The organism is Streptomyces sp. NBC_01390 (assembly GCF_045040105.1).
Classification (GTDB): domain Bacteria; phylum Actinomycetota; class Actinomycetes; order Streptomycetales; family Streptomycetaceae; genus Streptomyces.
In genome coordinates, this window is the sequence record NZ_CP109551.1 from 4,326,992 (window position 1) to 4,340,345 (window position 13,354).

Annotated in this window: 8 protein-coding genes; all 8 read right to left on the minus strand. The window is 70.1% G+C overall.

Annotated elements, in window-relative coordinates:
- Positions 1-166: 166 nt before the first annotated feature.
- The 8 genes from OG241_RS19295 to OG241_RS19330 all read right to left on the minus strand — a co-directional run bounded on the left by OG241_RS19295 (position 167) and on the right by OG241_RS19330 (position 13,337).
- Positions 167-2,203 (minus strand): hypothetical protein, encoded by a 2,037-nt coding sequence (locus OG241_RS19295; protein ID WP_405816778.1) that lies wholly within the window; start codon positions 2,201-2,203, stop codon positions 167-169.
- 109 nt (positions 2,204-2,312) lie between these two features.
- Positions 2,313-3,815 carry an SDR family NAD(P)-dependent oxidoreductase gene (locus OG241_RS19300; RefSeq protein ID WP_405816779.1) on the minus strand — a complete coding sequence of 501 codons (1,503 nt, stop codon included), beginning with the start codon at positions 3,813-3,815 and terminating at the stop codon, positions 2,313-2,315.
- A 194-nt stretch (positions 3,816-4,009) separates the two neighbouring features.
- The gene (locus OG241_RS19305) at positions 4,010-5,560 is read right to left on the minus strand and encodes an alkaline phosphatase D family protein (protein WP_405816781.1); all 1,551 of its coding nucleotides are present in this window, start codon (positions 5,558-5,560) and stop codon (positions 4,010-4,012) included.
- A gap of 383 nt (positions 5,561-5,943) precedes the next feature.
- Complete coding sequence (gene obgE, locus OG241_RS19310) at positions 5,944-7,380, minus strand: GTPase ObgE (protein ID WP_405816782.1); 1,437 nt, start codon at positions 7,378-7,380, stop codon at positions 5,944-5,946.
- A gap of 129 nt (positions 7,381-7,509) precedes the next feature.
- A complete protein-coding gene (gene rpmA / locus OG241_RS19315; protein ID WP_006374707.1) occupies positions 7,510-7,764 on the minus strand; it encodes a 50S ribosomal protein L27 in 255 nt (84 codons plus the stop codon).
- A 14-nt stretch (positions 7,765-7,778) separates the two neighbouring features.
- On the minus strand, positions 7,779-8,099 hold the full coding sequence (rplU, locus tag OG241_RS19320) for a 50S ribosomal protein L21 (RefSeq protein WP_006374708.1): 321 nt from the start codon (positions 8,097-8,099) through the stop codon (positions 7,779-7,781).
- Positions 8,100-8,409: 310 nt separating this feature from the next.
- On the minus strand, positions 8,410-12,261 hold the full coding sequence (locus OG241_RS19325; RefSeq protein WP_405816784.1) for a ribonuclease E/G: 3,852 nt from the start codon (positions 12,259-12,261) through the stop codon (positions 8,410-8,412).
- A gap of 263 nt (positions 12,262-12,524) precedes the next feature.
- Positions 12,525-13,337, minus strand: a complete 813-nt coding sequence (locus OG241_RS19330) for a TIGR03936 family radical SAM-associated protein (RefSeq protein ID WP_405816785.1) — start codon at positions 13,335-13,337, stop codon at positions 12,525-12,527.
- Positions 13,338-13,354 lie beyond the last annotated feature (17 nt).

Below are 13,354 nucleotides of genomic sequence, written 5' to 3' on the forward strand. Positions count from 1 at the left end.
CCCGTCCGCGGAGGGCATCTCCCCGCATCACCCCCGGTCGCAGTGCCTGCGGGGACATCGGCGGCCCGAGCGTGGACCGGAGCCCGCCCACCCGACCGGGCGCCGTGGGCCTGCGCGCCCTGCCGGCCCGCGCGCGCAGGGGCCGCGCCCCGGCGCTCGCGCCCCCTCAGGTGCGCGCGGTCGCCGCCGCCTGCCGCTTCTGCCCCGCGTTGCGTGTCTCGGCCTTCACCGCGAGGTCCGCCGTCGCGGTGTTGAACTGCTCGATGGACGGCGGCTCGTCGGGCCCGAGCAGATACCGCTTGAGCTCCGCCCGCTCACCGGCCAGCGGATCGGCCGCCGGGTCGCGCACCGCGTCCAGCAACTGCCCCAGTTCCGCGGCGCTGTTGGAGAGGATCACGGCGGCTCGTACGGCGGTGTTCTGCCGCTTGAACTCCTCCGCGCCCAGCGCCGCCGAGTCCGACACGGCGTACGGCTTGCCGCTGGCGATGAAGTCGGAGACCACGCTGGAGATGTCGGAGACCATCGCGTCGGACACGTTGAAGCAGTCGTACAGCCGTGGCTCGGCGCCCGTGACGACCCGGTGCTCCCCGGCGCCGAACGAACGCCAGTACGCGTCGTTCCACTCGGTGCGCAGCTTCGCGATCTCCTCGTGCCGCTCCACGTCGACCACCCCGTCCCGGGTCGCCTCCGCCTCGTCGCCCTTCTCACCGGCGGGCCCGGCCAGCTCGGCGAGCCGTGCCTCGATACGGGCGAGGTCGGCCTTGGCGCCCGTCTGCTCGCCGAGGTCGCCCAGGAAGCGCGGGTCGGCGGCCCGCTCCACCGCGGCCTTCTCGACGAGCGCGGTGATCCGCTCGTGCGCGGCCCTGGCCTCGTCGCTGCGGGTGCCGGTGAAGGGGTGCGGCTTGTACAGCACCCGGACCGGCGGGTCCGCCCACACCAGCTCGCGCACGATGTTCTCACCGGCGAGCAGGAGGGAGGTGTTGCCGGGATCGTCGTCCCAGCCCTCCCAGGTGGGCGCGTACAGGACGGTCGGGATACGGGCTCCGGGCGCCCCCTGCGACCCGCGGATGGGCGCCAGTTGGGGTCGCCCGACCTCGACGATGTCCTCGTCCCTGACCCCCACGTCGGCGATCGCGTACCGGTCGCGCCCGGCTCGCCCGGCGACCCACACCTCGTCGTAGGCCTTGCTGAACGGGTTCACGCTGGCGATCTTGTCGCTGTCGCCGTGCCCGATGAAGACGTGCTTCATGGTCGGTACGCGCAGCAGGTGGATGTTCTTGCCGACGTTCGCCGCGTAGAGCGCGACCCGGACCGTGCGCAGGTCCAGGTTCATCAGATGGATGCCGCCGGGCACACAGATGACGGGGACGGTCGTGGGCGCGAGGTTCTGCAGTATGACGCGTTCCCTGAGGACGATCAGCGGCCGGGTGTCCAGCTGCTCCATCGTCTCCAGCCACATGTTGACCTGGTACGCCGAGTCCTTGGAGCCGGAGAAGTACAGCACCGTCTGCGGCCGGTACTCGCGCAGCCACGCGTCCGTCGCCGCCAGCACCGTCTCCGCGTCCGGCGGGATGCGGCGCCCCCGGACGTAGGGTGCGAGGGCGACGACGTACAGGAACGCCAGTCCGAGGGTGACGCCGACGCCGGTCATGCCGAACACCGTCGAGCCGGTCTCGGTGGTGATGAGGATGCCGGTCAGCGCGGCCAGGTCGAGGTGGAGCATCTTCTCGGTGGAACGGTCCAGCAGGAAGCGCGGCGGGGCGTCGGGGATGGCGATGCGCGAGGCCAGGTCGACGTTGCGGGTGGCGACCGGCATCCGGCGGCGGTTGCGGATCAGCGTGATCAGGGCGCCGTGCGGGGCCTGGAAGCCGTAGAAGGCGATGAAGCAGGCGATCGCCGCGTAGAAGATCATGCTTCGCGAGAGGTCCGCGCGGGCCAGCAGCAACAGCACCAGCAGTTCCCGTAGCAGGAACCGGATGGAGACTCCCGCCCGCACCTTGCTGAGGCGGTTGACCAGATAGCTGCCCCGACGGTGGAGATAGTGGTCCGCCAGATAGGTCACTGCGGCGGCGACGGCGAAGGCGGGCACGCTCGGGAGGAGCGCGGCCAGCATGAGACAGGGGAAGCCCAGCATCATGAGGACCGCCGCGGCCAACTCGGCCGGGCTGCCCACCCGGGCGACGCGAATAGCAGTGGAGATCAAGGAGAACCTGTATCTGGGAAAGTCCCGGGAAAATCTGGGAATTGCTCGGGAAGTAATCAGGAATTTGCTGGGTGACGGTCCGGCGGTTGTTGTGAATACGGTGTGGAATTTACGCCAGGTCGTCGTTCTGCCGGTCGAGGACGCCGGCGAGTGCCTGTTCGAAGCCGGAGGCCCGGCCGGCCGCGGCTGTCGGGTCCTGCTGGCGGACGTCGATGACATGCCCGGTCAGCTCGGACAGCAGCACGTCCAGCGAGGTACGGGCCACCGCCTCGGAGGACAGCAGCGAACCCGCGGGCTCCTGGCCGAAGGCCTTGGTGCGCATCGGCGTGGCCGTGCGCTCCGGGTTGACGCAGTTGACGCGGACCCCATCACCTGCCCATTCGTCGGACAGGGCCTGGGTGAGGTTCACCATCGCGGCCTTGGTGGAGGAGTAGAGGCTGTACTCGGCCCGGCCGCGCGTGTAGCTGCTGGAGGTGTAGAGCAGCAGCTGCCCCTTGGTCTCGGCGAGGTACTTGTAGGCCGAACGGGCGATCTGCACGGGGGCGAGGTAGTTGACCTTCAGCGCTTCCTCGATGGTCGCGTTGTCGGTCTCGGCGAGCTTGCCGATCCGCAGCACGCCGGCCGTGTTGATGACGTAGTCGATGCGCCCGGTCTCGGAGTACGCCTTGGACAGCGCGTCGTCGACCTCCTCCGGGTTCTCGACGTGCGTGCCCGTGGTGGAGCGCCCGAGGGCGTACACCTTGGCCCCGTACCCCTCGGCCAGCACGGCGATGTCCTTGCCGATGCCGTAGGACCCGCCGAAGACGACGAGCGTCCTGCCGGTGAGCAGCTCACGGTAGGCCTCCTCGCTCATCTGTTCAGGCGTGGCGGCGGAGGCGAGCTGGAAGAGCTTGTCGGCGATGAAGACGTCGACGGGCTGGGTGACCTTCATGTTGTACTCGTCGCCCGCGACGACATGGATCGGTACGTCCGGCAGATACCGGAGTACGACCGAACAGTCGTCCGTGGCCTGGAAGTTGGGGTCGCCGGCCGCGACCTCGTAGGCCCGCCGGATGGTCGACAGCTTGAACGCCTGGGGCGTCTGACCGCGCCGCAGCCGTGAGCGGTCGGGAATCTCGGTGATGAACTCACCGTCCTCGCCGTGCGTGCGCGTGACGATGATCGTGTCGGCGGAGGGAATGGCGACGTCGACGGCCTGGTAACGCTCCAGGGCGATCACACAGTCGTTGATGACCCGCTGGGACAGCAGCGGCCGTACGGCGTCGTGGAACAGGACGTTGCGGTCCTCACCCTCGGCGAGCCCCTCCCCCAGGGCCGCGATGGCGGCCTCGGTGGTGTCGTTGCGGGTGGCACCACCCTCGATGATCCGGGTGACCTTCTTGAATCCGGCCTTGGCGACGATCTTCTCGACGTCCGGCACATAGCCCGGGGCCATCAGGACGATCACGTCGTCGATCGAGTCCGCGTGCTCGAAGGTGCTGAGGGTGTGCTCGATGACCGCCTTGCCCGCGATCTTCAGCAACTGCTTCGGAATCGACAGACCCACCCGCTGACCGGTGCCGCCCGCGAGGACGACGGCGGTGGTGCGGGGCTTGGCTTTGTGCTGGGACACGGGCGACCTACCTCGGGGCAACGGAGAACCCTGAAATCGTCCCACCTGCCGTTACCGCAGTGCAAGGTGAGCGCCCTCCGCCGCATATGCGCGCGCAACCTGTCATTCATCCGGCACCACCCGAATGGCTGTGAGTAATGGCACAGAAATTGCGTCGGCGATTCCGCGGACGGCCGCCCGTGGCCCTTTCCCCGTCAGACCTTCTGTACCCCCGGCTTTCCGGACTCCACATGAAGCTTCGCGAGAGTCCGGGAGGCGGAGGTGGAGCTGGTCACGGTGTCCGCGATCCGGACCTGGGCGTCGATACCCGCGCGCCGGATGTCGAAGAGGTGATAGCCGCGGTGGTTGTCGATGACCTTCCAGTGCGGATTGTCACCCAGCCGCGCGTCCCACTCCTTGTGGAAGGCGACGGGGTCCTGGTCCCCGCCGCTCGATATCGACGTACCGACGAACTCGGAACCGACGACCGCCGAGCCCGGGTCGGCGAAGTCACGCTTCAGGTCGCTGATCATGGTGAGGTGACGGTCGCCGGAGAGGACGACGGGGTTACGCACGTGTCCGAACTCGGCGAGCAGCGCGTTGCGTTCGACCTGGTAGCCGTCCCAGGCGTCGTAGTACCAGAGCTTGCCGTCACCGATCTTGAGGTCGGTCTCGGCCATCATGATCTGCGAGGCGATGAGGTTCCAGCGCGCCTGCGACCCGTGCAGGCTGCTGAGCAGCCACTGCTTCTGCGCGGCGCCGAGCATGGTCATCGCCGGGTCCTGGGCGCCGGCCTGACTGGTGGCCTGGTCGCTGCGGAACTGCCGGGTGTCGAGGATGTTGAGGCGCACGAGCCGCCCGAAGTCGAGCCGCCGGTGCATCCGTATGTGGGGGCCGTTGGGCACGGCCGTGGCGCGCACGGGCATGTGCTCGTAGTAGGCCTGGTAGGCGGCGGTGAGCCGCGCGGCGAACGCCTCGGGGGACTGCTTGTCGGGGTCCTGCGGCACGTCACCGGCGAAGTCGTTGTCCACCTCGTGGTCGTCGAAGGTGACGACGAAGGGCGCGGCGGCGTGCATCGCCTTGAGGTGCGGGTCGCTGTGGTACTGGGCGTACCTGTTCCGGTACTGGACGAGGCTGAACGGCTCACCGGTGCCCTCGTGCTGGCGTACGCCGGTGATCGCGGATGTGGACTCGTAGATGTAGTCGCCGACGAAGACGACGACGTCCGGGTCCTGGGCGAGCATGTCGGCGTACGGAGTGAAGTAGCCGTGCTGCCAGTTCTGGCAGGAGGCGAGCGCGAGCCGCAGATGGCTGCCGGAGACGAGCTGCCGGGGAGCGGTACGAGTACGGCCCACCGGCGAGAGCTGCCCACTGGTCCGGAACCGGTACCAGTAGTGCCGGTCGGGGAGCAGTCCCCGTACGTCGGCGTGCACGCTGTGCCCCAACTCGGGCCTCGCCCAGGCGTATCCGCGCTTCACCTTGCGCCGGAACCGGGAGTCCTCGGAGATCTGCCACTCCACGACCACGGCCCGGTCGGGCATTCCGCCACCGTTGAGCGAGTCGGGAGCGAGCCGGGTCCACAGGACGACGCCGTCGGGCAGAGGATCCCCGGAGGCGACCCCGAGGCTGAACACCCCGGCAGGCAACGGGGTCTGCGCGGCCCGGGCGGTCCCGGCCAGCAACAGCTGCCCGGACGCGGCGGCCCCGACAGCGGCTGCACCGACGGTCAGAAACCGGCGTCTGCCGGGCGAAACGACTCCACTCATCGTCGAACTCCGTTGCCTGGAAGGCCTCTTGGACCTACGGAAGCTCCCATGGCAGCGCGAGTACACGGACAAACAGGAGACCCCTGAGAAATGAACAGGGGGTGATCATAGAAAACGACTTTTACGAACCCACAGGCGGGGTGCGCTTACAGCACCTCTCGACACCGGCCCGTAGTTCCAGCCCGTCAGGCGCTTGAGGACCCGCCCCCCACCGCCTCAGCGGCACCTCTTCACCGCAGGCCCGCACCCCCCAGCCCGTCCGGCGCTTGAGGACAAGGCCCGTTCAGGGCCGGAGGGGGGTCTGGGGGCGCAGCCCCCAGGAACAGGATGGGACGGGTAGGGGCGGCGGGGGCGAAAACACCCCACCCACCCCCACCGCACCCTTAGAACGGCTCGAAGTCGTCAAACTCCTGCTGCGCTTCGTCCCGCTCCGCCTGCCGATCCCGCCGCCGCTGCGCAGCAGGCCTCGGCTCCTCCAGCCGATGGTCCTCCCCACGCCGCCCGAGCATCTCCGCCCCGGCCATGACCGTCGGCTCCCAGTCGAACACCACCGCGTTGTCCTCGGGACCGATGGCAACGCCGTCCCCGGCCCGGGCACCCGCCTTCATCAGCTTCTCCTCGACACCCAGCCGGTTGAGCCGGTCCGCGAGATAGCCGACCGCCTCGTCGTTGCTGAAGTCGGTCTGGCGCACCCAGCGTTCGGGCTTCTCGCCCCGCACGCGGAAGAGTCCGTCCTCCTCCTGGACGACGGTGAAGCCCGCGTCGTCGACGGCCTTCGGCCGGATGACGATCCGGGTCTCCTCGTCCTTGGGCTTGGCGGCCCGCGCCTGCCCGACGACCTCGGCGAGCGCGAACGACAGCTCCTTCAGCCCGATATGGGCGACGGCGGACACCTCGTACACCTTGTATCCGCGGGCCTCGAGCTCGGGCCGCACCATCTCGGCGAGGTCCAGACCGTCCGGCACGTCGACCTTGTTCAGGACCACGATGCGCGGCCGGTTCCCCAGCCCCCCGTACTGCTTCAGCTCCTCCTCGATCATGTCGAGGTCGGAGACGGGATCCCGCTCGGACTCCAGCGTCGCCGTGTCGAGCACGTGCACGAGCACACTGCACCGCTCCACGTGCCGCAGGAACTCCAGCCCAAGTCCCTTGCCCTGACTGGCACCGGGGATGAGCCCGGGCACGTCGGCGATGGTGTAGACAGTGGCCCCGGCCGTGACGACACCCAGGTTGGGCACCAGCGTCGTGAACGGGTAGTCGGCGATCTTCGGCTTGGCGGCGCTGAGCACCGAGATCAGCGACGACTTGCCGGCGCTCGGGTATCCCACCAGCGCCACGTCGGCGACGGTCTTCAGCTCCAGGACGATGTCCCGCAGCCCTCCGGGTACGCCGAGCAGCGCGAAACCGGGCGCCTTGCGCCGGGCCGAGGACAGCGCGGCGTTGCCGAGCCCACCGCGCCCGCCCTCGGCGGCGACGTACGAGGTCCCGTGCCCGACCAGGTCGGCGAGCACGTTGCCCTCCTTGTCGAGGACGACGGTCCCGTCGGGCACCGCCAGCACCAGGTCCTGCCCGTCCTTGCCGGACCGGTTACCGCCCTCGCCGGGCTTGCCACTGGTGGCCTTGCGGTGCGGGGAGTGGTGGTAGTCGATCAGCGTGGTGACGGACTGGTCGACGGTGAGGATCACGTCACCGCCGTGTCCGCCGTTGCCGCCGTCGGGCCCGCCGAGCGGCTTGAACTTCTCACGGTGGACGGAGGCACAGCCGTGACCTCCGCTACCCGCGGCGACATGCAGCTCGACGCGGTCCACGAAGGTGGTCATGGGATGTGCCTCCAGTTACGTACGAAAGTCTTCGGGCAGAGAACCACGAGTTCTCCGCACAGGTAAAACACGCGAAAGGCGGACCCGCTTCCCGTAGGGGAAGTGAGGTCCGCCTCGCGAAAGAACCGATCAGGCGACCGGAACGATGTTCACGACCTTGCGACCACGGTGGGTACCGAACTCCACCGCACCGGCGGCCAGCGCGAACAGCGTGTCGTCCTTGCCACGGCCGACGCTCGCGCCGGGGTGGAAGTGGGTGCCACGCTGGCGGACCAGGATCTCACCGGCGTTGACGACCTGACCGCCGAAGCGCTTCACGCCGAGCCGCTGAGCATTGGAGTCGCGACCGTTCCGGGTGGACGATGCGCCCTTCTTGTGTGCCATCTCTCCTCAGTCCCTTACTTCGCAGCCGCGGGGATCTCAGTGACCTTGATCGCCGTGTACTGCTGGCGGTGGCCCTGACGACGGCGGTAACCGGTCTTGTTCTTGTAGCGAAGGATGTCGATCTTGACGCCCTTGTGGTGGTCCACGATCTCGGCCTGGACCTTGATCCCGGCCAGCACCCAGGGGTCGCTGGTCACGGCGTCGCCGTCGACAACGAGCAGGGTCGAGAGCTCGACCGTGTCGCCAACCTTGGCAGTGGAAATCTTGTCAACCTCAACGATGTCGCCGACAGCAACCTTGTGCTGGCGACCACCGCTGCGCACGATGGCGTACACGCGGATCTCACTCTCTCGCTCGGGAACGGCACCCCCGCAGTCCAGCCGCCCGACAGAGGCGAACGGCCTCTCCCGCCGCACCGAAAATGCCCGGTGTTCAGGAGGATGAGGTTTACGGGGATGTAGCGCGCCATGGACAAACTATGGACACGCCGACGCTCAAGATTACGGGCCCGACCTGAACGGGTCAAACTGAGCCCCATTTCCCCGCTCACGAGGCTCGCAAACCCCCCGACGACGACGGCGGCCCGCCCGGAGGAACCCGGACGGACCGCCGTACCACTACCGCTCGTACCACTGACTCAGGAAGTCAGTCCTCCGTGGTCGCCGAGACGGACGCCTCGGCCGACTGCTCGGTCGCGGCAGCCGTCCTCTTCGACACCGTCTTCTTCGCCGTGGCCTTCTTGGCGGCCGTCGTCGTCTTCTTGGCGGCCGTCTTCTTCACCGCCGCGGTCTTCTTCACGGCGGCCTTCTTGGCCGTGGTCGCCTTCTTGGCGGCGGTCTTGCGCGCCGTCTTCTTGGCGGGAACCGCATCCTCGGCCTCGGCTGCGTCAGCGGGCGCCGAAGGCTCGGTGACCGCCGCCGGGACGACCATGACGGCCGCCTCCGCGGAGGAGGTGGGCGCGGTGGCCTTGCGCACGGCACGTCGCCGCGGCCGGGCCGGAGCAGCGCTCTCGGTCACCACGGGAGCCTCGACCGGAGCCGGAGCCGCCACGGGCTCCGCGACCGCCTCGACGACGGCCGTCACCACGGTCTCGGCAGCGGCCTCGTCGGCCGCCTTCGGCGAACCGGCCGGCGCCGACACCTTGCGGGTGGCCCGCCGACGCGTACGGCCCCTGGGAGCCGCGTCGTCCTGCACCGCGACCGGCGTTTCGGCGACCGGCGCCTCGACCACCGGGTCCTCGACGGCCACGGGCTCGGCGTGAGCCACGGCCTCGGGAACCACGACCGGGGTCACCTCCGGCACCACGTCCGCTTCCACCGGAGCCTCGGCGACGACGGACTCGGCCGTGACAGCGTCCGAGCCACGTCCCTGCGACGAACGCCCGTCGGCACGGCGGGTCTCCGCCCGCGGCGCTCCGGCCGGAGCCGAGGCCCGCCTGCTCGCGCGCCGCCTCGAACGGCCGCCGCGGCCGGCCGCGGCCTCCGCCTCGGCAGCGCTGTTGTACAGCTCCTCGTCGGGCACGAAGGCGGGCGCCGACAGCGCGACGGGAGCCGCGACCTCGGCGGCGACCTCCGCCTCCGTCTCCTCGAAGGCGTCGGCCTCTTCCTCGGCCCCGTCGACCAGCACATCGTGCTCGTGGGTGTGCTCGCCCTCGGCACCGCCACGGCCGCGCTTCCTGCGCTTGCCGCCGCCTCCGGCGGAGGTCGGCTGCTCCATGTGCACGATGACACCGCGGCCGTTGCAGTGGACGCAGGTCTCGGAGAACGACTCCAGGAGGCCCTGCCCGACCCGCTTACGGGTCATCTGCACGAGCCCCAGCGACGTGACCTCGGCCACCTGGTGCTTCGTACGGTCACGGCCCAGGCACTCCAGCAGACGCCGCAGCACCAGATCCCGGTTCGACTCCAGGACCATGTCGATGAAGTCGATGACGACGATGCCGCCCAGGTCGCGCAGCCGCAGCTGGCGCACGATCTCCTCGGCCGCCTCCAGGTTGTTCCTGGTGACCGTCTCCTCCAGGTTGCCGCCCTGGCCGGTGAACTTGCCGGTGTTGACGTCGACGACGATCATCGCCTCGGTCTTGTCGATCACCAGCGAGCCCCCGCTGGGCAGCCACACCTTGCGGTCGAGCGCCTTGGCGAGCTGCTCGTCGATGCGGTACGTCGCGAAGACGTCGACCTCGGAGGTCCACTTCGACAGCCGGTCGACCAGGTCCGGGGCCACGTGGGACACGTAACCGTGGATGGTCTGCCAGGCCTCGTCTCCGCTGACGATGACCTTGGTGAAGTCCTCGTTGAAGATGTCGCGCACGACGCGGACGGTCATGTCCGGCTCGCCGTACAGCAGGGTCGGCGCGTTGCCGCCCTTCGACTTCTTCTCGATGTCCTCCCACTGCGCCTGGAGCCGCTCGACGTCACGGCGCAGCTCGTCCTCGCTCGCGCCCTCCGCGGCGGTGCGCACGATGACGCCCGCGTCCTCGGGGACGATCTTCTTGAGGATGGTCTTCAGACGCGCGCGCTCGGTGTCGGGCAGCTTGCGGCTGATGCCGGTCATCGACCCCTCGGGGACGTAGACCAGGTAGCGGCCCGGCAGCGAGACCTGGCTCGTCAGACGGGCACCCTTGTGGCCGATCGGGTCCTTCGTGACCTGCACGAGCACCGACTGGCCGGACTTCAGCGCGCTCTCGATGCGCCGCGGCCCGTGGGCCATGCCCAGCGCCTCGAAGTTGACCTCACCGGCGTACAGGACGGCGTTGCGCCCCTTGCCGATGTCGATGAACGCGGCCTCCATGGAGGGCAGCACGTTCTGGACCTTGCCCAGGTACACGTTGCCGACGTACGAGGTCGACTGCTCCTTGTTGACGTAGTGCTCGACGAGCACGTTGTCCTCAAGGACACCGATCTGCGTGCGGTCGCCGTACTGGCGTACGACCATCACGCGTTCGACGGCCTCGCGGCGGGCCAGGAACTCGGCCTCGGTGATGATCGGAACGCGTCGGCGTCCCTGCTCACGGCCTTCCCGGCGGCGCTGCTTCTTGGCTTCCAGGCGCGTCGAGCCCTTGATGGACTGCACCTCGTCGCTCGGGTGCTCGTCCCTCTTGGGGCGCGGCTCACGGACCTTGACGACCGTGCGCTCGGGGTCGCTGTCACCCAGCACCGGCTCGCTCTCGCCGGAGGAGTCACCGGCACGACGACGCCGACGGCGCCGGCGACGGCTGCTGGCGGAACCGGAACCGCCCGGCTCGTCGCGCTCGTCCTCCTCGGCGTCCTCGTCCACCTGGTCGGCGGTGTCCGCAGCGTCCTCGTCGCCACGCGCGGCCTGCTCGGCGGCGTAGTCGTCGTCACCGGACTCGCCCTCGGAGTCGGCGGACTCACCACGGCGCCTACGACGGCCACCGCGGCGGCGGCGCCGACGCGAACCGGCGCCTTCGTCGTCGCCGTCGTCGTCCTGGTCGACGCTGTCCTCGGCGGACTCGTCGGCGTCGTCGACGCTTTCCGTGTACTCCGGGGACTCCGGCTCCTCGACCACGACGGGCGCGGCGGCCACGGGCTCCTCGTCGCCACCGCGACGACGGCGCCGGCGGCGCGGTGCGTGCTCCTCGACGGCCTCGGCGGCCGGAGCGGCCTCGACGACCTCTTCCTCGACCGCGATTTCCTCGACGTCTTCGGCCGCCTCGGCGGCAGCCGCTGCGGCGGCCCGCTCGGGCGTCTGGAACATCGGCTCGGTGAAGACGGGCGCCTGGAACACGGCGACCGCGGGACGCGCGGGACGCCGTCCGCCCTCGCTCTCGCCGTTCTTGACGGCGGGCGCGGGCGCGGAGAACCCGACAGCGGCCTTGCGGGCGACCCGACGACGCCCACGACGCGGCGCGGCGTCCTCAGCGGCGGGCTCGGTCTCGGGCTGCGTCTCGGGCTGGGCCTCCACCTCGGCCGGAGCCTCGGCGACTACTGCGGGCGCCGCTGCCGCGGGAGCTTCCGGGGCGGCTGCTTCCTCGGTCTCGACGGCGGCGGGCGCGGAGACGCGGCGCGTGGCCCGACGACGCGTACGTGGAGCGGGGGCGGCCTCCTCCACGACGGGGGGCGCCTCGACGGCCGCGCTCTCCTCGTCACTCTTCTCGCCCTGCTCGCCGCTCTCCTCGGCAGTCGGGGCGGATACGGCGGTCACGGCCGGTTCGTCAACGGCAGCCTCAGCAGCCTTGGCGGGCGCTGACGCGCGCCGGGTGGCCCGACGACGCGCACGAGGAGCGGGCGCGGCCTCTTCCTCCGCGGCTCGCTCGGTCTCGGCGGCCTGATCGGCCACGGCGACCTGGTCGACCTCCGCGGCCGGTATGGCCGGCGCGGTGGTCTCGGCCGCGGCGGCGGCCTCGGTTCCGGCGACAGGCGGTCCCGCGGGGCGGGACGCTGCGCGGCGCCGTCGGCGCGGCGGCAGTGTGTCGCTGGGGGTGTCGTGTGCGGAACCCTCGGTGGGCTCCGAAGCGGGTTCGGTCGGTTCGAGCATGCGGGCAGTTCTCCCGTCAGGCTCCCGGGCGCCGCGCCCGGTCCGGCTTGGGTGCCGGTGACGTCCGCGGCTCGCGCAGTGCGCGGTGCCGCCGTCCGGGGCGCGGGCGCCGCACGGGAGCTCTCTGTGTCCTGTCTCGCCGGTTCCGTACGCCATGTTGCGTACGGCCTGGCGAAAGTCTTGTGGTCTGTGCGCTGCCCGACCCAGGTGGCTCCCGAGTACGAGGGCGACGCTACGACGTGCGTCCCTTCGCGGGACCTTCCTTACGCCGGCGCCTGCGACGCGGCGGCAGTCGGAGTGGCCATGGAGAGGGCCACCGCTGCCTCGCGGTCGGGCGCGAGCGGGTCGGTCACCGTGCCGGTCTCTTCATCGAACAGCCCCTGCGCCAGCCTGGTCACCTCAGCGGGGACCGGCGGCGCGAGGTCGGCCACGGCGCGAAGACCGGACAGGACGTCGTCGGGTCGAACAGCAGGCGTCACGTGCCGAACAACCAGCCGCAGTATCGCACAGGGCTGGTCGGTCGGCCTATCAGCTTGTGGACTGTACGTCTCAAAATGGGTTTCGACACGTGCCCCGACGCCCGCTTCGCGTACCTCGAGGTGCGCTACCGAGCCTCGGGCGTCGAAGGTTCGCATGCCGTTCTTGGCGAGGCGCTGGACCTCGACGGTCTCGGCGGCGTTGAAGGTGTCGACGGCGCGGCGCGCGTCGTCGGGCGCCACACCCTCCAGTCGCAGCTCCCATACGGAAGCCGTGAGCCGGTCGGCGAGCCCGGAGGTCCGGGCCTCGACCGCGTCGACGATGTCGAGGCCGGTGGGCAGCGACTCGTCGAGCAGCTCACGCAGCTTGCCGGGATCGCGCGCTTCGGCGAGCGCGATCTCCAGATACTCCGCCTCACTGCCCGTGCCGGTGGGTGCGGCATTGGCGTACGACACCTTCGGATGCGGCGTGAACCCCGCCGAGTAGGCCATCGGCACCTCGGCACGGCGCAGCGCACGCTCGAAAGCGCGCTGGAAATCACGGTGGCTGGTGAACCGGAGGCGGCCACGCTTGGTGTAGCGCAGTCGGATGCGCTGCACCGCGAGTGCGGGCGGCG

Coding starts and splice junctions, on each gene's coding strand:
- obgE (WP_405816782.1), bottom strand. CDS start 7,380: ATGACCACCTTCGTGGACCGCGTCGAGCTGCATGTCGCCGCGGGTAGC.
- OG241_RS19325 (WP_405816784.1), bottom strand. CDS start 12,261: ATGCTCGAACCGACCGAACCCGCTTCGGAGCCCACCGAGGGTTCCGCA.
- OG241_RS19305 (WP_405816781.1), bottom strand. CDS start 5,560: ATGAGTGGAGTCGTTTCGCCCGGCAGACGCCGGTTTCTGACCGTCGGT.
- rpmA (WP_006374707.1), bottom strand. CDS start 7,764: ATGGCACACAAGAAGGGCGCATCGTCCACCCGGAACGGTCGCGACTCC.